Below are 25,140 nucleotides of genomic sequence, written 5' to 3' on the forward strand. Positions count from 1 at the left end.
GACCGCCGATATCGCGAAAAAGCAGGTATCATTTCGAAGCCGTCTTGCTAACCGAACTCATCCGGAATTCAATAGCAGGCACGTCGTTTTCACCGCAAACGGAGGGGTTTTGTGGCCGATCTTGTAAAAGAATTGATATCGGGTGTCGTCGACAGCGTGCTGAAGGAAATCCTGAAGAAAACCACAGGTCGCGTCTCGACGAAACGCAAGAGGCGCAAGGCGCGCCCCGGCGCGACGACGACGGCTGTCAGGAAGACGGCTACGGCCAAGCGCAAGCCCGCCCGCAAACAGGTCAGCAAGCTCCGCACCGCCGCAGGCCGCAGCCGTCAGCGTCGCGTCTGAGACGCGAGGCAAACTTCCCACCGTAACGCGACAGCAACAATCGCAAAGTGGTCTGACCAGATGGTCTTTTTTTGGCTCGGGCGGCTGGAATTCCTGCTGTCACATGCTATCTAAGGGAAACGATTGAAACGGCGGGCCTTTAACTCGCCTGTTGAAAGGATCAGATCCCATGAGCGGCATTCACGAATTCATCGACAACGAAATCAAGAGCAACGACGTCGTCCTCTTCATGAAGGGCACGCCGCAGTTTCCGCAGTGCGGGTTCTCCGGCCAGGTCGTGCAGATTCTCGATTACATCGGCGTCGACTACAAGGGCATCAATGTGCTCGCCGATTCGGAAATCCGCCAGGGCATCAAGGATTATTCCAACTGGCCGACGATCCCGCAGCTCTACGTAAAGGGCGAATTCATCGGCGGTTGTGACATCGTCCGGGAAATGTTCCAGGCCGGTGAACTGCAGCAGCATCTCCAGGAAAACGGCGTCACCGTTCGCGGCGCCGCCTGACCGGTCACCGGACGTCCGCCCGGTTTCCAAATCTGTTTCTCGAGTCCGAGGCGCTGCGGTGAGCAGCGCCTTGGCCTGTTTATGGGAATTTCATTGTGACAGATTCATCACAAGCCGTGTCCGCGGGCCGCCTGCCCATGGGCAAGCGTGAGTTCATCGCGCTTGCCGCCTTCCTGATGGCCATCAACTCGCTTGCCATCGACATCATGCTTCCGGCGCTGCAGCAGATCGGCGCGAGCCTCGGCGTCGAAAGCGAGAATCACCGGCAGTTCGTCGTCTCCTCTTATCTGCTCGGTTTCGGCTGCGCCCAGCTGTTCTACGGTCCGCTCTCCGACCGTTTCGGCCGCCGCACGCCGCTGTTGATCGGCCTCGTCGTCTATATCACGTCCGCCATCGGAATCGTTTTCGTTCCCTCCTTCGCCGACCTGCTGGTGCTGCGCTTCGTCCAGGGCGTCGGCTCGGCCGCCACCCGCGTCATCACCATCTCCATCGTCCGCGACATCTATGGCGGCCGGCAGATGGCGGAGGTCATGTCGCTCATCATGATGGTGTTCATGATCGTGCCGGTGATTGCGCCCGGCACCGGCCAGGTCGTCATGTTCTTCGGCAACTGGCACCTGATCTTTCTCTTCATCGCCACAATGGCAACGGCGATCGGCGTCTGGGCCTATGTCCGCCTGCCGGAAACCCTGCATCCGCAGAATGTCCGCCCCTTCACCGCCCGCTCGATCTTCGGCGCCTTCAAGCTGGTGCTGACCAACCGCGTGGCGCTCTGCTACACCATCGCCAGCACCTTCATCTTCGGCGCGCTGTTCGGCTTCATCAATTCCGCCCAGCAGATCTATGTCGGCATCTACGGCCTCGGCGTCTATTTTCCGTTCGCCTTTGCCGGCGTGGCGATCTTCATGTCATTGTCGTCCTTCTTCAATTCCCGTTTTGTCGGCAAACTCGGCATGCGCCGCCTGTCACACGGCTCGCTCCTCGGCTTCATCGCCATCAACACCATCTGGCTGATCGTCCAGATGGCAAGCTCCGAGCCGATGCCGTTTGCGCTGTTCATCTCCTTCTTCGGCCTTGCCATGTTCCAGTTCGGCTGGATCGGCTCGAACTTCAATTCGCTTGCCATGGAGCCGCTCGGACACGTCGCCGGTACCGCCTCCTCCGTTCTCGGCTTCATGAGCACGGTCGGCGGCGCCCTTATCGGCGCCGGCATCGGCCAGGCCTTCGACGGCACGGCGCTGCCGATGGTCGCCGGTTATTTCATCGTCTCGATCATCGGGCTCATCTTCGTGCTGATCGCCGAAAAGGGCCGCCTCTTCCATCAGCACAATCCGGCCGTTTGAGCGGCCGGTCCCTTCCGCATCCAGGATTTCACCGCATGACGCCGCCGCATAAACCGCACCAGGAAAACCAGGGTTCCCGCCGCATCGGCATGGGCTTCGGCGAATTCGTCGTCACCATCGCCATCATGACCGCCAGCATTGCCATGGCAATCGACAGCATGCTGCCGGCATTGCCTAATATCGGCCATTCCCTCGGCGTCACCAACACCAACGACGCCCAGCTTATCATCGGCGTGTTCTTCCTCGGCTTCGGCGTCTCGCAGATATTCTTCGGCAGCCTTTCCGACACCTTCGGCCGCCGCAACATCCTGCTTGGCGGCCTTGCCTGCTATGTAGTCGCGATGTTTGCCGCTGCAGCAACCGGCAGCCTCGAAATGCTGCTCCTCATGCGCTTCATTCAAGGCGTGGGCGGCGCGGCCGTGCGCATCACCACCATGGCCATCGTCCGCGACTGCTTCGGTGGCCGCGAAATGGCCCGCGTCATGTCCTATGTCATGATCGTCTTCATGATCGTGCCGATCGTTGCCCCTTCTGTCGGCCAGCTCATTATCCTCTATGCCAACTGGCACTGGATCTTCATCCTGCTCGGCGCAGTCGCCAGCATCCTGTTCGTCTGGGCTCTTCTGCGGCTGAAGGAATCGCTGCCCCCGGCAGAACGCCTGCCGCTGTCGGTCGGCTCTGTCGCAGACGGCTTCAAGACCGTGCTCACCAACCGCATCACCTGCGGCTACATGATCGGTCTGACCATGTTTACAGGCGTCATCAGCGCCTATGTGATTTCCGTGCAGCAGGTTTTCGGCGAAGTCTATGGCCTTGGCGACTGGCTGCCGATCGCCTTTGCGGCGACCGCCGGCGGCATTGCCGTCGCCAATTTCGCCAACGGCTTCTTCGTCCGCAAATTCGGCATGCGCCGCATCTCGCACGCCGCGCTGCTGATCTTCACGGCACTGTCGGCTCTCGGCTTCGTCATCGCCTTGGCGGGCAAGCCGGACTTCGCCACCGCCTACAGCATCTTCACCATCGTTCTGATGATGTTTGCGGTGATCGCCACCAATTTCACCGCCATCAGCCTCGAGCCGATGGGCAATCTCGCCGGCACGGCGACCGCCATCACCGGCTTTGTCTCGACGACCTTCGGCGCCATCCTCGGTGGTCTGGTCGGCCAGATGTTCAACGGCACGGTGCAGCCGCTCTTCGGCGGATTCGCGCTGTTCGGTCTCGTGACGATCACAGCCACGCTGTGGGCTGAGAACGGCAAGCTCTTCACCCATCCCGGTGACAATCCGCAACTCGATCCGGGCGCGGCTCACTTCTGAGGCAGGAGCACCGGATCAACTCAAGGCATTCTCGATGAACGAGCGAATTCTGATCAGGCCTTATGTACCGGGTGACGTGGACGCCACGATCGAGATTTTTCTACGCTCCATCCGGGAAGTCTCGTCAAAAGACTATTCCGCCGCTGAGATCGAAGCTTGGGCAAAGGTGGAGGATCGCGCCCTATGGGCGGAACGAAGGATAAGCAGGCCGGCCTGGATGGCAGAGATCGCCGGAAACCCCGTGGGTTTTTCGGATCTCACCAGCGACGGGTGCCTCGACATGATGTTCGTGCACCCTGGCTATCAAGGGGTCGGTGTAGCAACCTGCCTGCTGGGCAGCGTCGAAGAAGAAGCTCTCAAGCTGGGATTTCGCCGAATATATACGGAAGCAAGCAGAACTGCTCGTCCGTTCTTTGAACGCAAAGGATTTCGCGTGATAACCCGGCAAACCGTCGAGAAGCGCGGACAAGGCCTGGAAAACTTCCTGATGGAAAAGTTCTACGCCTAAATTGTCATTTGCGACCGGCTTTGCGATGGCCGGTCGCATCGGTTTAGATGGTAACGACCTCACGCCGCAGCGAATCCCACGATGCCTTGTCAGGCGCGATCAGCAGTCCGCCATCGAGATGCTGCGGTAAATAGGGCGAGCCGTCGAAGCGGGCCGCATAGGCGCCGGCCTCCTGCGAGATCAGCGTGCCGGCAAGATGGTCCCAAGGCATCAGCTTGTTGTACATCAGGTAATGGACGTGCCCGCCGGCAAGGGTACGGTATTCGTGAGCAGCACAGCGGTAGTTGGTGAGGAAGCGCACCTTGGCGAGATTGCCAAGGACCTCGGCGCGCTTCTCGACCGGCAGGTAGCCGGTGGAAGCCATGCCGACCATCTGGGCGAGCGCGACAGGCTCGGCTGCGCGCAGTCGTTGCGCCTCACCATCCGGTCTGCGCAGCCAGGCACCACCGCCCTTCTCTGCCATGACCCAGTCGTCGCCCATCGGGTCGTAGATGATGCCGGCAATGGTCTCGCCGCCTGAAATGACCGAGGCCATGACGCCGAAGGCCGGGATGCCGGCGGCGAAGTTGAACGTTCCGTCGACCGGATCGACTACGATCGCGAGATCGGCATCGGCAAGCCTGCCAAGCAGCGTCGGGTCGGCCGCGACCGACTCTTCCCCGAGGAACAGCGCGTCCGGCCAGAGCTGTTGCGCTTCCGCCTTGATCATCCGCTCGGCCTGCTCGTCGGCCTCGGTGACAAGATCGGTCGCTTCGCTCTTGGCGCGCACTTCATCCCGGCCGAGCCGGCGGAAGCGCGGCAGGATCTCGGCCTTTGCCGCGCGGCGCAAGAGATCGGCAAGAACGGCCACGTCAACGCTTGTTGTCATATCAAATCCTCTCACTTCGGCCGAGGCCTTATATCAGATGCCGACAATCTCGCGCCGGATCAGCTGCCAGCTTTCCCTATCAGGCGCAGAAATGATGCCGCCGGTCGTCTCGCCCGGACGATAGGGTGTGCCATCGAATTTCGCCGTGTGGCCGCCCGCCTCCTGGTGCGCGAGCACGCCGGCCAGGTGATCCCAGGGCATCAGCTTCGCATGACCAATGAAATGCATCTTGCCGGATGCGACCATCCAATATTCATAGGCCGAGCAGTTGAAAGCGAAGGTCATCCGCGCCTTTGCCATGTTGGCGCAGATGCGCGAGCGATCGGGCTCCTCCATATGGCCCCATGACATGCCGCCGACCATCTGGTTCAAGGCGGCAGGCTCAGCCACCCTCAGCCTGCTCGATTGTCCATCCCGGCGCATCAGAAAGGCGCCCGCCCCCTTGATCGCCGTCACCGTGTCGCCGAGAGCGGGATCGTGAATGATGCCGGCGACGGTTTCGCCGCTGACGGTAACCGCAAGCATCGTTCCGAAAACGGGAAGCCCGGCGGCGAAATTGAACGTGCCGTCGACAGGATCGATGACGAAGGCAAGCTCGGCATCGGCAAGCGCCGGCACCACCGATTTATCGGCGTCGTAGGCTTCCTCGCCGACGACGAGTGCCGAGGGAAAGCGCGCCTTCAGGGCCGCGGTGATCCGGTGTTCGGCAAGCAGATCCGCCTGCGTCACCAGATCGGTTGCCGAGGTTTTTTCCGAAACATCCGTGTCGCCAAGGTTGCGAAAACGCGGCATGATCTCCGCACGCGCCGCCTCCTTTACGCATTCGCCGAGAAAGAGAATATCCTGATCTGAAATAGTCATGCGAATTGCTGTCCTTCATGCAAAGAGCCAGCCTGCTTAGCCGGCCTTTCATGAAGGATCGGTGACACCAAGGCTGGAAAAGTCGAAGAGTTTCGGATCGAGCAGATGCGACGGGTTCACGTGCGAAAGCGCTCGCAGCATCGTGTCCTTGCGTCCAGGCATGCGCCGTTCGATATCGGCGAGCATGTCCTTCATCGCATTGCGCTGCAGCCCGTCCTGGGAGCCGCAGAGATCGCAGGGGATGATCGGGAACTGCATGGCGACGGCAAACCTGGCAAGATCGTCCTCGGCGGCATAGGCGAGCGGCCGAAGCACCATCAGGTCGCCCTCGTCGTTCAGAAGCTTTGCCGGCATCGAGGCAAGCCGTCCGCCGTGGAAGAAATTCATGAAGAAGGTTTCGAGAATGTCCTCACGGTGATGGCCGAGCACCAGTGCGTCGCAGCCCTCCTCCCGCGCGATGCGGTAGAGATTGCCGCGCCGCAGCCGCGAACAGAGCGAGCAATAGGTGGCGCCTTCCGGCACCTTCTCCTTCACGATCGAATAGGTGTCGCGATATTCGATCCGATGCCGGACGCCGATCTTCGTCAGATAGTCCGGCAGCACATGCTTTGGAAAGTTGGGCTGTCCCTGGTCGAGATTGCAGGCGACGATCTCGACGGGCAGCAGCCCGCGCCATTTCAGATCAAGCAGCAGCGCCAAGAGGCCGTAGGAATCCTTGCCGCCGGAAAGGCCGACAAGCCAGCGCTTCTGCCCCTTCAGCATGTCGAAGTCATCGAAAGCCTGACGTACTTGCCTGAGCAGGCGCTTGCGCAGCTTGTTGAAGGAAACCGAACGTGGCGCATCGGCAAAGAGCGCCGGACCGGCGCCGTCGTCGATTTCGCCAATTTCCGGATCATCAGCGATGTTGGCTGCGATATTCATTGCTCCGTCCTATCGAAGGTCTGCCTGGCTTAGCAGAAACTCATCCGGCAACACAGCCTCAATCGCCGAAAACCGACCAGCCGGTGCGGGCCGCAAGCATCTCAAGCGCCACGGCGCCAAGCTGCGAATTGCCGACCTTGTTCAGCCCCGGCGACCAGACCGCGATCGAGGCAATGCCGGGCGCTACCGCAAAGATGCCGCCGCCGACGCCGCTCTTGCCGGGCAGACCGACATGATAGGCAAAGTCGCCCGAGCCGTCATAATGGCCGCAGGTCAGCATCAGCGCATTGATGCGCCGCGCCCGCTTCGGCGAGACCACGGAATGACCGGTCATCGGATTGCTGCCGCGCGCCGCCAGGAACAGCCCGGCCCGGGCCAGCTGCTCGCAGCTCATCGCGAGCGCGCATTGATGGAAATAGACTCCGAGCACGTGGTCAACGGGATGGTCGAGATTGCGATAGGCACGCATGAAGTTGGCAAGCGCAACATTGCGGTATCCCGTCTGCGTCTCGGAACGCGCCACCTTGTCGTCAATGGCGATCGACTCGTCGTCGGCGAGATACCGCACGAAACGCAGCAGCTCGCCAATCGCCTCGCGCGGCGCATGGCCCGCCATGACGACGTCGGTGACGGCGATCGCGCCGGCATTGATGAAGGGATTGCGGGGAATGCCGCTCTCGTGTTCGAGTTGCACGATCGAATTGAAGGCCGATCCCGATGGCTCGCGCCCGACGCGCTTCCACAGTCCCTCACCGACCTTGCCGAGCGCCAAGGTCAGCGTGAAGACCTTGGATATGCTCTGGATCGAAAAGGCGATATCGGCATCGCCGACACGAAAGACCTGGCCATCGACGGTGACGATCGCCATGCCGAACCGCCGCGGGTCCACCTTGGCAAGCTCGGGAATATAGTCGGCGACCTTGCCCTCGCCGATACGCGGCAGGATATCGCTGTAGATGCTATCGAGGGTCGCCTGCAAATCCGCCATCGCCTCTCTCCGGATAACAAAAAAGCCGCCCTAAAGAGCGGCTTTTCCATATGCGAAAACGCCTGGGTTTTCTTAACGCGAATAGAATTCGACGACCAGATGCGGTTCCATGACAACAGGGAACGGAACGTCGCTGAGCGTCGGGACGCGGCCGAAGGTAGCAACCATCTTGTTGTGATCGACTTCGATATAGTCGGGGACGTCACGCTCGGCGAGGCTGACGGCCTCCAGAACGGTCACCAGCTGCTTCGACTTCTCGCGAACTTCGATGACGTCGCCAGCCTTGCAGCGGTAGGAACCGATGTTGACGCGCACGCCGTTGACGGTCACGTGGCCATGGTTGACGAACTGACGGGCAGCAAAGACCGTCGGAACGAACTTGGCGCGATAGACGATCGCGTCGAGGCGGGATTCCAGCAGACCGATCAGGTTTTCCGAGGTGTCGCCCTTGCGGCGGGCAGCTTCTGCGAAGATGGCGCGGAACTGCTTCTCGCGCAGGTCACCGTAGTAACCCTTGAGCTTCTGCTTGGCGCGCAGCTGCACACCGAAGTCCGAAAGCTTGCCCTTGCGGCGCTGGCCGTGCTGGCCCGGGCCGTATTCGCGGCGGTTCACCGGGGACTTCGGACGACCCCAGATGTTTTCGCCCATACGGCGGTCAATTTTGTACTTGGACGATTCGCGCTTGCTCATCGTATTTCCTTTCAAAGGTTTATGGCGGCTTGTTGCCAAACCGCGCGAAGGAAACACGCCCTCCTCTGACCTCTGCCGAGACCTGACAGGATGTTTCGGTTACGCGAACAGAAACGATCCACGGGACATGTCAAATGAAACACCGGACATTACTGCCCGGTGCTTGGCGCGGTCTTTAGAGGCCCGTCATGAAAATGTCAACTGCGCCAAAGCCAGAAACGCCGCTATTCCGCCGCCAAAGGCTGATCGCCCGTATCCGGCGCGTTTGCGTCGCCAGGCGCCGTCTGACAATTCATGTCGGGGAACGCCACGATGCGCTTGCCGGAGAAATCCGTATGCACGACGACGATGCCCTGTTCCTCGAAATAACCGAGCAGCCGTCGGGCGCGCCGCGCCGAATGCGTGCCGTAGGCGCGGGCGATGCGCGCGTCGGACGGGCACGCTTCGCCGCGGACGGCCGCCTTGGCGAGCATCAGGAAGACGCCCTGCAGGTCATCGGTGACGCCTGCCGACAGCAACAGCGCCGTCGCCCACTCATCGCTCGCCGCTGTTGCCGCATCGACGCCGGAGCGCGAGATCGCCACGCGCCGGCGGAAATCCGGCAGCGCGATCGGCGGCCCCGGCACGCGGCGCATGCGCAGCCGGACAAGGAAATCCTGGTAAAGCACGGAATCGCTCCGGAAGGCGGATGCGGGATCGTCGAGTATTTCGGCGAGCACGCCGGCAAGGCGCTCCTCCCGCTCCTCGGGCGAGATCTCCGCCTGGCTCGCCCTCGCTTCGACCGGCGCCGGGGATGCCGCCGGCGTCGAGCGCGAGAGTTCGGCCAGGATATCGGTCGTCGGTCGCGGCACCGGCGGCGCGCGGCGCACGAGCGGGCGCTGGAACTCTTCCGGGTCGGGCGTGAAGATCAGGTCCTCGACGTCCTGCGGCGCATCCGGCAACGGCATCAGCTTTGGGCTGGAGGAGCGCGCCGAGGTCTCCACCGCGCCGATCTGGATCGGCAGCGGCCGGCGCGACAATGCCGGCCCAAGGGCAACAAAATTGCCGCGCTTGAGATCGCGGAACATCTCCGCCTGGCGCCGGTCCATGCCGAGCAGATCGGCGGCGCGCGCCATATCGATATCGAGGAAGGTGCGGCCCATCAGGAAGTTCGAGGCTTCGGCCGCGACGTTCTTGGCGAGCTTGGCGAGCCGCTGCGTTGCGATCACCCCCGCAAGCCCGCGCTTGCGGCCGCGGCACATCAGGTTGGTCATCGCTCCCAGGGACATTTTGCGTGCATCTTCTGAGACGTCTCCGCCGACGGAGGGCGCAAACATCTGCGCCTCGTCGACGACGACGAGGACCGGATACCAATATTCGCGATCGGCATCGAACATGCCGTTGAGGAAAGCGGCGGCGGCGCGCATCTGCTGCTCGATATCGAGGCCTTCGAGCGTCAGCACGCAGGAGACGCGATGCTGGCGGATACGGTTGGCGATGCCCGCCAATTCCGCCTCGGTGCGCTCGCCGTCGACGACGACATGACCGAACCTGTCGCTAAGGGTGACGAAATCACCCTCGGGATCGATGATGACCTGTTGCACCCATTGCGCGGATTGCTCGAGCAGGCGGCGCAGGAGATGCGATTTGCCCGAGCCTGAATTGCCCTGCACGAGCAGGCGCGTCGCCAGCAACTCCTCGATATCGAGTGTCGCCGGAGCGCCGGACGCCAATCCCATATCGATGCCAACCTGCAATGCTGATCCTCGCGGCGAAGAGACTCACATGAATGAAGCGCCATTCTTCCGAAACGGCAAAGCCCCGTCTATCAAAGAATGCGCAGTTTTTCAGGACCGGATTTCGCCAACCCACAGGACAATTCCGCTCGTGCCCTCAAGCCGAATCCCTGCATCAGCCGCCGCGTGGCAAAATCGGGATTGCCAGACGTGAAGACTGCAAAGTCGAAATTATCCGGATGCACAGCATCGGCAACCAGCGGCACCAGCGTGCGGGCGCGCCGCGCGATTGCCTCGGCCGGATCGAGCCAGTCGACCGGCCAGGGCGCAAGACGGCGGAAGAGATTGGCCATGAACGGATAGTGCGTGCAGGCAAGCACCACGATATCGGTCTTGTGCCCTTCTTTCTCGACGAAGCACTGGTCGATCTCGGCAAGCACGGCCTCGTCGGAAACCGCGTCGCCGCGAATATAGGCTTCGGCCATGCGCGCAAGGTTTTCCGAGCCGACAAGCCGTACGTGGCATTGCTGTGCAAAGGACTGGATGAGATCGCGCGTATAGGCACGTTTCACGGTACCCGGCGTCGCCAGCACCGAGACCAGGCCCGAACGCGTGCGCTCCGCCGCCGGCTTGATCGCCGGCACGGTGCCGACGAAGGTCATTTGGGGAAAGGCCGCGCGCAGGTCGGCGCCGACAAGCGTGAAGGCGGTGTTGCAGGCGATGATGCAGACTTCGGGATCGTAATCCTGAAGCAGCTTGCCGAAGAGCCCGATGATGCGCTCCTTCAGCGCCTGCTCTTCCCAACCACCATAAGGGAATCCGGCATCGTCGGCGACATAGACGAAGCCGCGCTCCGGCATCAGCACGCGCGCCTCGCGCAGCACGGTCAGCCCGCCTATGCCTGAATCGAAGACGAGGACGGATTTCAGCTCATTGGTCGGCGCTGTCATCGGTTGGCGCTTCCTTGCCGGATCTGGTGAAACCGCCTTTGCGCGGACTGTTTCGCGAAAAGCGATCGAGGGAGGAGATGACGCCGCGCAGCACGCTGATTTCCTGTTCCGTGAAGGCCCGGCGGGAGAGAACTGCGCGAAGGTTGTCCACCATTTTCGGCTTTTTCGAGGGCGGATGGAAATAGTTGCGTGAATCGAGTGCTTCTTCCAGCTGGTCGAACAGGCCGAAGAGCTGCTCCTTGGTGGAAGGCCGCTGCTCGAGCGCCTGGAACGGCACCGCTTCCAGATCTTCCATGCCGGACTTCATCCATTCATAGGACATCAGAAGCACGGCCTGAGCAATATTCAGCGAGGCGAAGGCGGGATTGACCGGAAAGGTCACGATCTCGTCCGCCAGCGCCACTTCCTCATTGGTCAGCCCCCAACGCTCGCGGCCGAAGAGAATGCCCGTTGCTTCGCCCGCCCGAAACCTTGTGCGCAGCGTTTGCGCGGCAAAGACCGGGGAGCGCACCGGCTTATAGTTGTCGCGGCTGCGCGCCGTCGTGGCGTAAACGAAATTGAGATCGGCAATTGCCTGCTCCAACGTGTCATAGACTTTGGTGCCCTCGATCACGTGGTCCGCCTTGGAGGCCGTCGCCTGCGCTTTCTCGTTCGGCCAACCGTCGCGCGGATTGACGAGACGCAGTTCGGCCAGGCCGAAATTCGCCATGGCGCGCGCCACCATACCGATATTCTCGCCCATCTGCGGCTCGACCAGAATGATGGCCGGCCCTTCGGCCAGAAGTTGACGCTCGCTGTTCGTGCCTGCCATGGTCTTATCCCTGTTTCGAGCGCGCAATAGCCTCGCCCGACGCAAACGGCAAGGTGTCGGCCTGCGGATAGAGCCTTTCCAGCGCCGAACCGATCATCTCGAGCCCCACCCGGGCGCCCTCTCGCGACACTGGCAAATGCCTTCCCGTCGTCCGCGACGCCTTACGTTCGATAAAGAAACAGCTCGCACCGCGCGGCGCCGCGTCATCGATCAGTGCCACATCCGCTGCGATCAGCCTCTTCTGATCACTGCCGGCAGGCGGTGCTTCGTAGCTCCTCGCCAGGACGCGCGCCCAATAGGTGCAGGAAAGGAAGATCGCCAATGTCCGGCGGATCTGGCCGGGTCGCGTCACCACCGACCAGGAGGAGCCAAGCGGGCGGGCCGCCACCGTCACGTCGCGGTAGCAGGCATCGATCTTCTGCGATAGTGCGATCAACTCGAAACCGCCCTTGCCCTCGCCGATTGAGCCGAGTAGCTCGCGCAGCGCCTGGAACCAACGGGCGAGCGCAGCATCGAGCGCGCCGCGCGTGCGCGCCGGGAAAACGACGAAAGCAACTGCCGTTCCGGCCGCCGCGCCGATCACGGTCTCCCCGATGCGCAGTTTGAGCAGATCAAGCGTCAATACGCCGGTCATGCCGTAGACCAGACAGAGCACGATCGAAATGAAGAAGGTCATCGTCGCGTACGAAACCTGCAGGAAGTAGAAAGCGAGAAAGATGCATATGGCCATAACCGGGATAGCGATATCAGGCTCGCCCGAAATCAAGGTCGCCAGGACGAGGCCCATGGCGATGCCGAACACCGTGCCGAGCGAACGCGATAAAGCTTTCATGGCTGTGTCGCCGCGCGAATTGGTGTTGGTAAAGACAAGGAAAGAGGCAAGCACCGCCCAAAACCAGCGCTCGCGCGACAAGAGCAGACCGAAGCCCATGGCGATCGCCGAGGCGAGCGTGATCTGCAGCGCGGAACGCAGCAGCGGATTGGCCAGCGAAAAATCGATCGCCTGAGCTTGCGCTGTTTCCTTGGCCGCATCAATGCCGGAGAAACCGGAAGCGCGTCCCGTGTTGATCGCCTCGGTCAGTTGCCGCCGCGCTTCGCCCAGCCAGAGTAACGCCCGTATGGTTTCGCCCTGCGGCTGATCCTTGATGGCCTCGGTCGTTCCCTCATATCTTTCGAGTTCTGCCGCATCGGCCTCGATCACCGCGTGAACGAGTGCAAAGGGCGGCGGGCTCTGGAAGCTCAGCACGATAGCGCTTTCGGCGGCAAGATGCGCATCGAAGAGCCGGATCGCCAGCTCTGCAGCGGGATTGGAAGCGCCGTCGAAGACGCCCGCTGATGGGCGCGGGATGAAGGTCTCGGCCATCAGCACCACTTCCTTCAGCCGGTCTTCCAGCTGGCGCAGTTCCTGCCGGTCGGCATCGCCGATGTCGCCACTGGCGGCAAGGGCAGCGAGCTTGAAGAGGATCTGATTGATCCGCCCGCTGACACTTTCGAGCGAGCGCAGCAGATCGCGCCGCCAGTCATCAGGTAGAAGCACCGCCCTTACCACATGGCCGACAAGCACGGAAACGACCGGCCCGATCGCCACCTCAGGCAGTTCGGCAAACGGCGGCTGGAAATAGGCCCCCATGAAATAGGAGGTGAAGGCGAACATGCCGATCGCAAAGCCGCGCGGCCCGAACACCCGGCCTGCCGATGCGAGCAGGATGATGACGAGAAAAACGAGATCGGAGAGAACGCGCTGATCCTCGAGCCCTGCGGCAATGGCGACGACAACAAGGCTTACGGCACAGCCGAACAGCCGCGTCACCAGCTGGCGCGCATTACCCTTGTCGCGCACCGCCACCCCACCTTCGATCGACAGTACGATGCCGAGGCCGAAGGCCGCCGTCGGCAGCGGCAAGATGAAAGCCTCTATGGCAAGCAGGATCAGGAATACGAGGACAATGGTCAGCGTCACCCGCGAGGCCATGCGCAGGCGCGAAAGCGCCGGATCATTGGCAAGCAGCCAGTCGCGGAACTGAAAGCGGGAAAACAAATGCATGAGCCCCTCATGCCATGAAGCATCGATAGATACCGCCGCGGGAGCGGAAATCAAACCGCTGACGCGCGCCCCCGATACGATCGGATGTCGCCCGCTTACTGGCCCTTGGCGATCAGCATCATGGTTTCCTTGAGCGAGGTCGGCCCCTGCCCCTCTTCACCCTGAACCACGATGTCGTCGATGACGGATTTGCCGTTCTCCTCAATCACCTCGAAACGCACAGTCGTGACGTCATCCTTGTTGGGGGCGCCTTCCATGCAGGTCGCCGCCTTGAATTTCACGGTCACCTCTGTCGTGCCGTTTGCCGGCTGGCCGCTTTCGATGGAAAGGTCCTGCAGCGGACAGGCATCCTGGCCGTTGACGATCACGTCATAGTCGAAGGGCGAAATGCCATCCTCGTCGGCCGCCGGGTTCTGGGCCGCTACTTTGTATTTGTCGCCGAAGTCCTTGCTGTAGAGCCGGCCGAGTACGCTTTCCTCGAAAATATCGATCCAGTCACTGACGTCGCTCGCCCAGTTTGTCTGCGTGTCCTTCATGATTTCCTTGACCGGCTCGGTCGCATCGGCTGCAAGCAAAAGCCTAGGTGCGACAGACACGGCGGCAATAAGGCCGGCGAACAGAACGGCGATCTTCTTCATGGCAAAATGTCCGGGACTCGGGCGGGCTTATGCCGCGGAGGTTAGCCAATTTCCGCCACTTGGCAATGGCGGCAAAAACGTGATGTCCCTGCCCGTTGCAGCTTTGCGTTCCCGGCTCACAATGCTATAGCGCTCCGGATTAAACACCCAGCCGGGACAATATCCCCTTCCAAGCTTAACGAGGCAGATACATGAAGAAGATCAAGGTCGCCAATCCCGTCGCCGATCTCGACGGCGATGAAATGACGCGCATCATCTGGCAGCTCATCAAGGATAAGCTGATCCATCCGTATCTCGACCTCGACATCGACTATTACGACCTCTCGGTCGAAAATCGCGACGCCACCAACGACCAGGTCACGGTCGACGCCGCCAACGCCATCAAGAAATACGGCGTCGGCATCAAGTGCGCGACGATCACGCCGGATGAAGCCCGCGTCAAGGAATTCAACCTCAAGGAAATGTGGAAGAGCCCGAACGGCACGATCCGCAACATCCTCGGCGGCGTCATCTTCCGCGAGCCGATCATTTGCCGCAACGTGCCGCGCCTTGTCCCGGGCTGGACGCAGCCGATCGTCGTCGGCCGTCACGCTTTCGGCGACCAGTACCGCGCCACCGACTTCAAGTTCCCCGGCAAGGGCAAGCTGACGATCAAGTTCGTCGGTGAAGACGGCACCGTCATCGAGAAGGAAGTCTTCAACGCGCCGGGCGCCGGCGTTGCCATGGCCATGTACAATCTCGATGAATCGATCCGCGAATTCGCCCGCGCCTCGATGATGTACGGACTGATGCGCAAGTGGCCGGTTTACCTGTCGACCAAGAACACCATCCTCAAGGCCTATGACGGCCGCTTCAAGGACATCTTCGAGGAAGTCTACGAGACCGAATTCAAGGATCAGTTCAAGGAAGCCGGCATCACCTACGAACACCGTCTGATCGACGACATGGTCGCCTCGGCCCTGAAGTGGTCCGGCGGGTACGTCTGGGCCTGCAAGAACTACGACGGCGACGTCCAGTCCGATACCGTCGCCCAAGGTTTCGGCTCGCTCGGCCTGATGACCTCGGTTCTGCTGACGCCTGATGGTAAGACGGTCGAAGCCGAAGCCGCCCACGGCACGGTTACCCGCCACTACCGCCAGCATCAGAAGGGCCAGGAAACCTCGACGAACTCGATCGCATCGATCTTCGCCTGGACCCGCGGCCTCGCTCACCGCGCCAAGCTCGACGACAATGCCGAACTCGCCAAGTTCGCCTCGACGCTGGAAAAGGTCTGCGTCGACACCGTCGAATCCGGCTTCATGACCAAGGACCTGGCGCTTCTAATCGGCCCCGATCAGCCGTGGCTCTCGACCACCGCTTTCCTCGACAAGATCGACCAGAACCTGCAGAAGGCGATGGCGTAAGCCAGCCGTTTCGGGATAGCATTGAAACGGCGGGGATTTCCCCGCCGTTTTCATTTTGGGAGAACCGCAGATGACGGCGTCCGTGCGCCCGCTCGACCCCTCTGATCGTACCGCTTGGGAGCCACTATGGAAGGCGTATCAGCGCTTCTACGAGGTGGTCATCCCTGCCGAAACCACGGATCTCACCTGGGCCCGCTTCCACGATCCTGACGAACCGATGCACGCGCTCGGCGCCTTTGATGAAGACGGCCGCCTCGTCGGCATCGTGCATGCGATTTTTCACCGCTCCTGCTGGCTGCCGCAATGGACCTGCTATCTGCAGGATCTCTATGTCGCCGATAGCCAGCGCTGCCTCGGCACCGGTGCCGCACTGATCGATGCGGTCGCCGCTCTTGCGCGCGCAAACGGCGCAGGCCGGCTCTACTGGATGACGCACGAAACGAATGCAACGGCGCGGCGGCTGTACGACCGGATCGCCGAACGCTCAGGCTTCATCCAGTATCGCAAAGCTCTCTGACGATCGGACTTGCACAAAGACCCCACCGCGCTTTTGATTCCGGGCGACGGCAATGCCTGACCAGCACGACAACAGGAGGAGGAATGTCATGGCCGAAGAACTGGTATTCTACACAAACCCGATGTCGCGCGGCCGCATCGCGCGCTGGATGCTGGAGGAGATCGGCCAGCCCTACCGCACCGAACTCCTGACCTTCGGTGAAAGCATGAAGGCGCCGGAATATCTCCGTGTCAATCCGATGGGCAAGGTGCCGGCAATCCGCCACGGCAACACCGTGGTCACCGAATGCGCGGCAATCTGCGCCTACCTCGCCGAGACCTTCCCGGAAAAGGGTCTGGCCCCAAGACCGGAGGAGCGCGCCAGCTATTACCGCTGGATGTTCTTTGCTGCCGGTCCACTGGAATCGGCGGTGACGATGAAGGCGCTCGGTTTCGAAATTCCGACGGAGCGCCTGCGCATGGCCGGCTGCGGCGGTTTCGGCGACGTCATGAACACGCTCGAAATGGCCGTTTCCGGCTCGACTTATGTTACCGGCGAGCGCTTCACCGCCGCCGACGTCTATGTCGGCGCGCATATCGGCTGGGGCCTCGGCTTCGGTTCCATCGAAAAACGCCAGGCGTTCGTCGATTACTTCGGCCGCGTCAGCGAGCGTGACGCCTATAAGCGCGCCAATGCACTGGACGACGAGGCCGGCAAGACGATGCAGGCCGCCTGAGCGTTCAGGCACGATCGACGACGCGGCAACTCCGCCGCGTCCTCGCGCGAGCTCAGGCAAGCGGCATGTGGATTTCTGTCGGCAGCTCGGTTGGCGGCACGTCGCGTGGGTTGTTGAGATATTCCTCGAACATAACGCTGTCCTTCAACTGCCGTCCTGATTTGGGCAGCCATTCCGCATAAAGCCACTGATAAGCCTTGTGCATGTCGGCATAGGGACCTTTGTGACGCAGCACGGCATAGGTGCCGCCGTCGATCCTGCGTCTCTCGAACGGCGCTTCGGCCGGAACGTCGGCGGAGCCGGTTACACAGGCGATCGAGCGCAACTGTTCGGGCGGCACGATATCGGGATCGTCGAGATAGACGCCGATTATCCTCATGTCGGGCCTGGCGAGGCCGCGGGCGTAAAGTGTACCGAACAATGTCTCGAAGGCTTTGCCGATCTGCATATAAGAGCCGGTATGGGCGACGCCGATCAGCTCGGTTGGTGCGATCTCACGTATGGTAACGTCGAACATGATTTGGGTCTTTCCGTTAGGTGAGGGTTTAAAGGCTGTGTGGCTTCCCTCTTTTCGATAGCGGGCCGGCGGCATGCCGTAGACCGACTTGAAAATGCGATTGAAGGATTGGAGATTGGGATAGCCTGATCGTTTCGCAATCTCACTGACGGCAAGCTCCGTGCCGACGATCTCGCCCGCCGCGCGATGCAGCCTCAGCCGCTTGACGGTGGCCGCCAGCGTCTCGCCATAAATCGCCCGGTAGATCCTGTGCCAGTGATAGCTCGACAGGCAGGCGATCTCAGCCAGGCGCTCCATATCCAGCTCCTCGTCGAGGTGGTCGTGAATATAGGCAGAAACCCGTCTCAGACGGCTTTCATAGAGTGCCCATGCCGTTTCGCCATTCATGTCAAACCTCATGCAAATCGATCGGCTGCAACAAAGCATAGCCCGATTTGATAAATCCTGCGGACTTGCGGGCGCTCCGGAGCGCCAACGCTACGCCATCACCCGCTAAGCGAGGGCTAGGAAATTGCTGATCGCTAGGTTGACTTTCCCTACCCAACTGGCAGCTTTCGCAGGGAATGGTTGATATTCATAATGTTGGTCGCTCTGAGCAAGTGACTTGAGGATTAAATCAGAACCCTGAGAAAATGCACGCTATCGCAAATCAGTCGAATCCACAGGTATACAATGAAGTTTCCGCTTGGTAAGACTCTATTTGTCGGGACATTAGTGTCATCTATATTTTTTATACTGCTTATCTATATTTATGGAGAAACTCTCCAGTCACATAAGAGCCCGGAAGAGCAGGCGATGGATATATTAAAAAAATACCTTACGGAATCCGGAGAAGTCGACCGATTGCGTTTTGCGACTTGCTTCAGAATCGAAGAGTCAGAAATCGATCCAATTCCAAACGTCAGCTTCTTCATTGGGTGCGAGATAAAGAAACCGCTTTCGGCAGAACCGATTGCCCTCTCGGTGGCGTTCGGTGTTCGCGGGCAGGTTGAATTTATGGATATGGCGAGGGGCGAGAAATGGCGGGGTTTAGGTTCGCAACTCCTCTGACGAGTGTTGGACGACAGGAAACGCGGAAGTATTGCGAAGCCGGCAACGAACCATTGTCTACTTTGATATGCCGGCTCCGCCGCGCCTCTCGTCACAATTCCTGTGCCCTTCACAGAAATCTAGCCACCGCGCCTCTGCGCGGTGAATGAACCTATGCGACATTGAAGAGAGTCTCCCGCGCCCAAGGATGCGGGCGCGCTGGATTCCTGTGACAGGAACGAGGAGCGCTGGGGGAACCACGAATGAAGAACAAGCCTGTCAGCAAACAAAGGCGGAAGCCGAGCTTCCGCCTTTTCGAAACTTAGGAATGAACCGGCAGCTCACCCGGCGAGTGCTACGGCCACTGCCTCGATCGCTTCATCTGCCTTCGATCCATCGGGGCCGCCGGCCTGGGCCATGTCGGGACGGCCGCCGCCTCCTTTGCCGCCGAGGGCGGCAGAGGCGATGCGGACGAGATCGACAGCGCTGTAGCGCTCGATGAGATCCGGCGTCACCGCGACGACGGCGCTTGCCTTACCGTCATCGGACACACCGATCAGCGTGACGACGCCGGAGCCGATGCTGGTCTTGCCATCGTCGGCAAGCCCCTTGAGGTCTTTGGGATCGACGCCCGATATCGACTTGCCGAGGAACTTGACGCCGGCAACCTCGCGCACGGCATCGCCCGAGCCGCCCTGCCCGCCGCCCATGGCGAGTTTACGTTTGGCATCGGCCAATTCTTTCTCGAGCTTGCGTCGTTCATCGATCAGCGCTTCGACGCGCGACAAGACTTCCGACGGCTGCACCTTGAGCGACGCCGCGAGCATCTTCACGCGTTCGTCCTGCTCGGCAAGGTATTCACGCGCCGTTTCACCGGTCACGGCTTCAATTCGGCGGACGCCGGCGCCGACTGCACTTTCGCCGAGGACACGAACCAGGCCGATCTGGCCGGTCGCCGACACATGCGTACCACCGCAGAGCTCGACCGAGTAAGGTTTGTCGGTCTTCGCGCCGTGCAGACCCGTGCCCATCGAAACGACGCGCACCTCATCGCCGTATTTCTCGCCGAAGAGCGCCATCGCGCCTTCGGCGATCGCGTCATCAACGCTCATCAGGCGGGTCGTGACGGGCGCATTCTGCAGCACGATCTCGTTTGCCATGTGCTCGACGACCTTCAACTCCTCGGCCGACATCGGCTTGGGATGCGAAACGTCGAAACGCAGGCGCTCGGGCGCAACCAGCGAGCCCTTCTGGGCAACGTGCGTACCGAGTACTTCGCGCAGCGCCTCGTGCAGCAGGTGGGTTGCCGAATGGTTGGCGCGCAGGCGCGAACGGCGGGCGTGGTCGACAGTCAGAACGACAGCATCGCCGGTCTTGAATGCACCTTCGACGACAGTGCCGGAATGCACGAAGAGGCCCTCGCCCTTCTTCTGCGTGTCCGATATCTCGATCTTGCCGTGGTCGGAGGAGATGACGCCGGTATCACCCATCTGACCACCGGATTCTCCGTAGAACGGCGTCTGGTTGACGACGATCTGCACCTTGTCGCCGGCCTTGGCTTCTTCCGCCACGGCGCTGTCTTTGACGATCGCCTGCACCACGCCTTCAGCACTCTCTGTGTCGTAACCGAGGAACTCGGTTGCGCCATGCTTTTCCTTAAGCTCGAACCAGACGGTTTCGGTTGCCTTCTCGCCGGAGCCGGCCCAGTGCGAGCGGGCTTCGGCCTTCTGGCGCTCCATGGCATCGGTGAAGCCAGCAATGTCGACGCCGATCTCGCGAGCGCGCAGGGCGTCTTGCGTCAGGTCGAGCGGGAAGCCGTAGGTGTCGTAAAGCTTGAAGGCGGTCTCGCCATCCAGCATGTCGCCCTTGTCGAGATCAGCGGTCGCATCCGAGAGCAGCGACAGGCCACGCTCCAGCGTCTTGCGAAAGCGGCCTTCTTCTAGCTTCAGCGTCTCCGAGATCAGCGCCTCGGCGCGCACGAGTTCCGGATAGGCGCGGCCCATCTCCTGCACCAGCGTTGGCAGCAGCTTGTACATCAGCGGCTCCTTGGCGCCGAGAAGCTGGGCATGGCGCATGGCACGACGCATGATACGGCGCAGCACATAGCCACGGCCCTCATTCGACGGCAGCACGCCGTCGGCAATCAGGAAGGCCGAGGAGCGCAGATGGTCGGCGATGACGCGGTGGCTGGCGCTGCCTTCCGCCTTGACTCCTATCGTATCCTCGATGGTGCCGGTCAGCGTGCGGAAAAGATCGGTATCGAAGACGCTCTGAACGCCCTGGAGGATGCAGGCCATGCGCTCCAGACCCATGCCGGTGTCGATCGACGGACGCGGCAGCGGATTGCGAACACCCGGCTCGGTCTGCTCGAACTGCATGAAAACCAGGTTCCAGAATTCCAGGAAACGGTCGCCGTCTTCCTCGGGCGAACCGGGAGGGCCGCCCCAGACATTCTCGCCCTGGTCGATGAAGATTTCCGAGCACGGGCCGCAGGGGCCGGTATCGCCCATCTGCCAGAAATTGTCGGAGGTCGGGATGCGGATGATCTTGTCGTCGGAGAAACCGGCGATCTTCTTCCACAAAGCCGCGGCTTCCTCGTCTTCGGAATAGACGGTCACCAGCAGACGATGCTTCGGCAGGCCGAACCCTTCGGTCACCAGCTTCCAGGCAAGCTCGATCGCATTCTCCTTGAAATAATCGCCAAAGGAGAAATTGCCGAGCATTTCGAAGAAGGTCAGGTGACGCGCGGTATAGCCGACATTGTCGAGGTCGTTATGTTTGCCGCCGGCGCGCACGCACTTCTGCGAGGTTGTCGCCGTCGCATAAGGACGTTTCTCAAGGCCGGTGAAGACGTTCTTGAACTGCACCATGCCGGCATTGGTGAACATCAGCGTCGGGTCGTTGCGCGGCACGAGCGGACTGGACGGAACGATCTCGTGGCCGTTCTTCTTGAAATAGTCGAGGAAGGTCGACCGGATATCGTTCACGCCGCTCATTCTATGCCCTTCAATGCGGCCCGAGGCCGGTAAATACAAATCCATCGGCTTTTAACGTTCGCCTCCGCCACTGTCCAGCAGACAAACAAAACCGGCGGTATTCTGATGAGGGAATGCAGCCGGCTGAAATATCAGATCAAGTTCAAGCGCGAAAATTACATTTCCACGGCGGCATCGCCGTCATCGGCATCCGGACCGCCATTCTGCAGGAACCGGTCGGCGATCAGACCGGCATTCTGGCGCAGCGCCAGCTCGATTTCGCGGGCGAGATCCGGATTGTCGCGCAGAAAGGTCTTGGCGTTTTCGCGGCCCTGGCCGAGACGCTGGCTGTTATAGGAGAACCAGGCGCCTGACTTCTCGACGATACCGGCCTTGACGCCGAGATCGACGAGTTCGCCCGTCTTCGACACGCCTTCGCCATACATGATGTCGAACTCGACCTGCTTGAAGGGAGGCGCCATCTTGTTCTTGACGACTTTGACGCGGGTCTGGTTGCCGACCACCTCTTCGCGCTCCTTGACCGAGCCGATGCGGCGAATGTCGAGGCGCACGGAGGCATAGAATTTCAGCGCATTGCCGCCCGTCGTTGTCTCAGGCGAACCGAACATGACGCCGATCTTCATGCGGATCTGGTTGATGAAGATCACCATGCAGTTCGACTTGGAGATCGAAGCGGTCAGCTTGCGCAGCGCCTGGCTCATCAGGCGGGCTTGCATGCCCGGCAGACTGTCGCCCATCTCGCCTTCGATTTCGGCCCGCGGCGTCAGGGCGGCGACCGAGTCGACGACGAGAACGTCGACGGCGCCGGAGCGCACCAGCGTGTCGGTGATTTCGAGCGCCTGCTCGCCGGTGTCTGGCTGCGAGATCAGAAGGTTCTGCAGATCGACGCCAAGCTTGCGGGCATAGACCGGATCGAGCGCGTGTTCGGCATCGACGAAGGCGCAGATGCCGCCCTTCTTCTGCGATTCCGCAATGGTCTGCAGCGCAAGCGTTGTTTTGCCCGAGCTTTCCGGCCCATAGATTTCAATGATACGGCCCTTCGGCAGGCCGCCAATGCCAAGCGCGATATCGAGGCCAAGCGAGCCCGTCGAAACCGTCTCGATCTCGACAACGTTCTCGTTGGAACCGAGTTTCATGATCGAGCCCTTGCCGAACGACCGCTCTATCTGTGAGAGTGCCGCTTCAAGCGCCTTGCTTTTGTCCACCGATTTGTCCTCTACCAGCCGCAATGAATTCTGAGACATCCGATCCACCTTTAGGTTATTGAAGCCGCTCAAGCAATGTCGAGTTTGTACCCGATTTGTTCCATTCCCGCAATAGGCGTACAAACATTTGAAAGAGAAAGGCAAAACGGTCCGTGTTCTACTTTTGTTTAATCGATGCAAAGCAACGGCTTAGACCATATAAGCCGGCTTTGTCGCAGCCAGGCGGAACGCTTCGATTCGCCCTTCGCGGGTTATGAGAGCGGGTGAGTTGATGAAAAAGATTCTCGTTCTCGGCGGTGCCCATGTCGACAGGCGTGGCCGCATCTCCGGCGAAACGGCGCCAGGCGCCAGCAATCCCGGCACCTGGTTCGAGGAGCCGGGCGGCGGCGGTTTCAATGCGGCGCGCAACCTTGCAAGACTGGGCTTTCACGTGACGATGATCTCGCCGCGCGGCGGCGATCCCTTCGGCGAAATGGTCGGCGAAGCTGCCGATTTCGCCGGCATTGACGACCGCCCGTTCGTCTTCCTCGACCGCAAGACACCGAGCTACACAGCGATCATCGAGAACAACGGCGACCTCGTGATCGCCCTTGCCGACATGGATCTCTATCGGTTCTTCGTGCCGCGGCGCCTGTCCATCCGCTGGGTGCGCGAGGCCTTCGCCGCCCATGATTTCATTCTCGTCGACGCCAATCTGCCGGAAGAGACGATCGCGGCGATTGTCGCCAAGGCGAACTTCCTGGCCAAACCCGTCGCGGCCATCGCCATCTCGCCGGCCAAGGTGGTCCGGCTGAAACCCTGCATTGGAGATATCGACTATCTGTTCCTGAACGAGGCCGAAGCCGCTGCCGTTACAGGCGTGCAGCCGGAGGATTCGGGCGGCTGGCTGCCGCTCCTGAACGAGATCGGCATCAGAAACGCCGTCGTCACCCGCGGCCGGCGCGAGCTCGTTGCGATTTGCAAAGACCGCGCCGTGGCGCTGCAGCCGCCAATCGCCGATACCGTCGCCGATGTCACGGGCGCCGGCGATTCCCTTGCCGCCGGCACGCTCGCCGCCTTGATATCAGGCCTGCCGCTTGAAGAGGCCATTCGCCACGGCGCGGCGGCGGCAGCGCTCACGGTGCAGTCGCGGCACGCCGTCAACGAAAATCTGACGCCGGACCTCTTGAATGAGGCGCTTGCCCTTGTTCCCGAGGTCAGAATTCTACATTGAAGCGACTGAATTAAAGAGTTGAGCATGATGCCGTTCGAGAGCCGCCACGCTTTTCGCTATCATGCTCTGCCGATCACAGGACAAGATCATGACCAAGCCAATCTCCCCTCTTCTGCCGATCGCCTATTCGAAGGAGGTCGCCAGCGCCAAGCAGCGCGGCGCACCGCTGGTGGCGCTGGAATCGACCATCATCACCCATGGCATGCCCTATCCCGGTAATATCGAAATGGCGCGCAGCGTCGAGACGATCATTCGCGAACAGGGCGCGGTGCCGGCGACGATCGCGGTCATCCACGGCACGCTGCATATCGGCCTTGAAGCCGCGCAACTGGAGCAGCTTGCCAAGGCAACCGAGGTGATGAAGGTGTCGCGCGCGGATCTTGCCTTCGCGATCGCCGAGCGCCGCACCGGCGCCACCACGGTCGCGGCGACGATGATCGCGGCGGCCCGCGCCGGCATTCGTGTCTTTGCCACAGGCGGCATCGGCGGCGTGCATCGCGGCGCCGAGGAAAGCTTCGATATATCAGCCGATCTCGAGGAGCTAGCGCGCACCGGCGTTATCGTCGTCTGCGCCGGCGCCAAGGCGATCCTCGACATTCCGAAGACTCTCGAAGTGCTGGAGACCCGCGGCGTGCCTGTGGTCACCTATGAGAGCGAAGAATTCCCCGCCTTCTGGTCGCGCTCCTCAGGCATCCGCAGTCCGCTGTCGCTGAACAGCCCAGCGGCCATCGCCAATTTCCAGACGGTGCGCGAGCAGCTCGGTATCGACGGCGGCATGCTCGTCGCCAATCCGGTGCCGGAAGCCGACGAGATCGCGCGTGAAGAGATGGAGATCTACATCGAGCGGGCCTTGGACAGTGCCGAACGCGACGAAGTGACCGGCAAGGCGGTGACGCCCTATCTGCTCTCGACCATCTTCGACCTGACGGACGGCCAGAGTCTCAAGACGAATATTGCGCTTGTTGAAAACAATGCGCGGCTGGCGGCAGAGATTGCCGTGGCGCTGGGGGAGTGAGGCCTACGGGGCTGGCCGGAACCGCCTTGC

The 25,140-nt window shown here is 61.2% G+C and carries 24 protein-coding genes; 11 read left to right on the forward strand and 13 right to left on the reverse strand.

Going from position 1 to position 25,140, the window contains the following annotated elements; translation table 11 throughout:
* The first annotated feature begins 111 nt into the window (after positions 1–111).
* From Tal182_RS12485 to Tal182_RS12505, 5 genes are all read left to right on the forward strand, one after another.
* Positions 112–342 (forward strand): hypothetical protein, encoded by a 231-nt coding sequence (locus Tal182_RS12485; RefSeq protein WP_085859612.1) that lies wholly within the window; start codon positions 112–114, stop codon positions 340–342.
* 169 nt (positions 343–511) lie between these two features.
* Positions 512–847: a Grx4 family monothiol glutaredoxin gene (gene grxD, locus Tal182_RS12490; protein WP_009994514.1), complete on the forward strand. Its 336-nt coding sequence runs from the start codon at positions 512–514 to the stop codon at positions 845–847.
* Between the two features lie 137 nt (positions 848–984).
* Positions 985–2,190, forward strand: a complete 1,206-nt coding sequence (locus Tal182_RS12495; RefSeq protein ID WP_085860920.1) for a multidrug effflux MFS transporter — start codon at positions 985–987, stop codon at positions 2,188–2,190.
* A 35-nt stretch (positions 2,191–2,225) separates the two neighbouring features.
* Positions 2,226–3,506 (forward strand): multidrug effflux MFS transporter, encoded by a 1,281-nt coding sequence (locus Tal182_RS12500; protein WP_085859613.1) that lies wholly within the window; start codon positions 2,226–2,228, stop codon positions 3,504–3,506.
* 34 nt (positions 3,507–3,540) lie between these two features.
* Entirely contained in the window at positions 3,541–4,014 is a 474-nt protein-coding gene (locus tag Tal182_RS12505) for a GNAT family N-acetyltransferase (RefSeq protein WP_085859614.1), read from the forward strand.
* A gap of 43 nt (positions 4,015–4,057) precedes the next feature.
* Here Tal182_RS12505 and Tal182_RS12510 read toward each other — a convergent pair whose 3' ends face one another.
* The 10 genes from Tal182_RS12510 to Tal182_RS12555 form a co-directional block, all read right to left on the reverse strand.
* Positions 4,058–4,882, reverse strand: coding sequence for an inositol monophosphatase family protein (locus tag Tal182_RS12510; RefSeq protein WP_085859615.1), 825 nt, complete (start codon positions 4,880–4,882; stop codon positions 4,058–4,060).
* 33 nt (positions 4,883–4,915) lie between these two features.
* The gene (locus Tal182_RS12515; RefSeq protein WP_085859616.1) at positions 4,916–5,743 is read right to left on the reverse strand and encodes an inositol monophosphatase; all 828 of its coding nucleotides are present in this window, start codon (positions 5,741–5,743) and stop codon (positions 4,916–4,918) included.
* 48 nt (positions 5,744–5,791) lie between these two features.
* The gene (gene ttcA / locus Tal182_RS12520) at positions 5,792–6,664 is read right to left on the reverse strand and encodes a tRNA 2-thiocytidine(32) synthetase TtcA (protein ID WP_085859617.1); all 873 of its coding nucleotides are present in this window, start codon (positions 6,662–6,664) and stop codon (positions 5,792–5,794) included.
* A gap of 58 nt (positions 6,665–6,722) precedes the next feature.
* Complete coding sequence (locus Tal182_RS12525; RefSeq protein ID WP_085859618.1) at positions 6,723–7,652, reverse strand: glutaminase; 930 nt, start codon at positions 7,650–7,652, stop codon at positions 6,723–6,725.
* A 72-nt stretch (positions 7,653–7,724) separates the two neighbouring features.
* Complete coding sequence (gene rpsD, locus Tal182_RS12530) at positions 7,725–8,342, reverse strand: 30S ribosomal protein S4 (RefSeq protein ID WP_011425572.1); 618 nt, start codon at positions 8,340–8,342, stop codon at positions 7,725–7,727.
* Positions 8,343–8,566: 224 nt separating this feature from the next.
* Positions 8,567–10,078, reverse strand: coding sequence for an ATP-binding protein (locus Tal182_RS12535; RefSeq protein WP_085859619.1), 1,512 nt, complete (start codon positions 10,076–10,078; stop codon positions 8,567–8,569).
* 71 nt (positions 10,079–10,149) lie between these two features.
* Positions 10,150–11,007 carry a glutamate racemase gene (murI, locus tag Tal182_RS12540; RefSeq protein WP_085859620.1) on the reverse strand — a complete coding sequence of 286 codons (858 nt, stop codon included), beginning with the start codon at positions 11,005–11,007 and terminating at the stop codon, positions 10,150–10,152.
* Entirely contained in the window at positions 10,988–11,818 is an 831-nt protein-coding gene (locus Tal182_RS12545; RefSeq protein WP_011425575.1) for an RNA methyltransferase, read from the reverse strand. Before Tal182_RS12545 ends, murI begins: the two co-directional genes overlap by 20 nt.
* A gap of 4 nt (positions 11,819–11,822) precedes the next feature.
* A complete protein-coding gene (locus Tal182_RS12550; RefSeq protein ID WP_085859621.1) occupies positions 11,823–13,862 on the reverse strand; it encodes an FUSC family protein in 2,040 nt (679 codons plus the stop codon).
* A gap of 95 nt (positions 13,863–13,957) precedes the next feature.
* Positions 13,958–14,500 carry a hypothetical protein gene (locus Tal182_RS12555; RefSeq protein ID WP_085859622.1) on the reverse strand — a complete coding sequence of 181 codons (543 nt, stop codon included), beginning with the start codon at positions 14,498–14,500 and terminating at the stop codon, positions 13,958–13,960.
* A 191-nt stretch (positions 14,501–14,691) separates the two neighbouring features.
* Here Tal182_RS12555 and Tal182_RS12560 point away from each other — a divergent pair, with 191 nt between their 5' ends.
* The 3 genes from Tal182_RS12560 to Tal182_RS12570 all read left to right on the forward strand — a co-directional run bounded on the left by Tal182_RS12560 (position 14,692) and on the right by Tal182_RS12570 (position 17,135).
* Entirely contained in the window at positions 14,692–15,903 is a 1,212-nt protein-coding gene (locus tag Tal182_RS12560) for an NADP-dependent isocitrate dehydrogenase (RefSeq protein ID WP_020921416.1), read from the forward strand.
* Positions 15,904–15,973: 70 nt separating this feature from the next.
* Complete coding sequence (locus Tal182_RS12565; RefSeq protein WP_085859623.1) at positions 15,974–16,420, forward strand: GNAT family N-acetyltransferase; 447 nt, start codon at positions 15,974–15,976, stop codon at positions 16,418–16,420.
* An 88-nt stretch (positions 16,421–16,508) separates the two neighbouring features.
* Positions 16,509–17,135, forward strand: a complete 627-nt coding sequence (locus Tal182_RS12570) for a glutathione S-transferase family protein (protein ID WP_064802942.1) — start codon at positions 16,509–16,511, stop codon at positions 17,133–17,135.
* Between the two features lie 52 nt (positions 17,136–17,187).
* Here the strand turns inward: Tal182_RS12570 and Tal182_RS12575 are convergent, their stop codons facing one another.
* The gene (locus Tal182_RS12575) at positions 17,188–18,039 is read right to left on the reverse strand and encodes an AraC family transcriptional regulator (protein ID WP_085859624.1); all 852 of its coding nucleotides are present in this window, start codon (positions 18,037–18,039) and stop codon (positions 17,188–17,190) included.
* Positions 18,040–18,324: 285 nt separating this feature from the next.
* Between Tal182_RS12575 and Tal182_RS12580 the strand changes: the two genes are divergently transcribed.
* Positions 18,325–18,702 carry a hypothetical protein gene (locus tag Tal182_RS12580; protein WP_085859625.1) on the forward strand — a complete coding sequence of 126 codons (378 nt, stop codon included), beginning with the start codon at positions 18,325–18,327 and terminating at the stop codon, positions 18,700–18,702.
* 320 nt (positions 18,703–19,022) lie between these two features.
* Here the strand turns inward: Tal182_RS12580 and alaS are convergent, their stop codons facing one another.
* Both alaS and recA read right to left on the reverse strand, forming a co-directional pair.
* Positions 19,023–21,677, reverse strand: a complete 2,655-nt coding sequence (gene alaS, locus Tal182_RS12585; RefSeq protein WP_064802953.1) for an alanine--tRNA ligase — start codon at positions 21,675–21,677, stop codon at positions 19,023–19,025.
* A gap of 155 nt (positions 21,678–21,832) precedes the next feature.
* On the reverse strand, positions 21,833–22,921 hold the full coding sequence (gene recA / locus Tal182_RS12590) for a recombinase RecA (RefSeq protein ID WP_085859626.1): 1,089 nt from the start codon (positions 22,919–22,921) through the stop codon (positions 21,833–21,835).
* Between the two features lie 229 nt (positions 22,922–23,150).
* Here recA and Tal182_RS12595 point away from each other — a divergent pair, with 229 nt between their 5' ends.
* The gene (locus tag Tal182_RS12595) at positions 23,151–24,095 is read left to right on the forward strand and encodes a carbohydrate kinase family protein (protein ID WP_064810490.1); all 945 of its coding nucleotides are present in this window, start codon (positions 23,151–23,153) and stop codon (positions 24,093–24,095) included.
* A gap of 88 nt (positions 24,096–24,183) precedes the next feature.
* Complete coding sequence (locus tag Tal182_RS12600) at positions 24,184–25,110, forward strand: pseudouridine-5'-phosphate glycosidase (RefSeq protein WP_064806159.1); 927 nt, start codon at positions 24,184–24,186, stop codon at positions 25,108–25,110.
* The last annotated feature ends 30 nt before the right edge of the window (positions 25,111–25,140 follow it).

Source organism: Rhizobium sp. TAL182 (assembly GCF_002117725.1).
Lineage (GTDB): Bacteria > Pseudomonadota > Alphaproteobacteria > Rhizobiales > Rhizobiaceae > Rhizobium > Rhizobium esperanzae.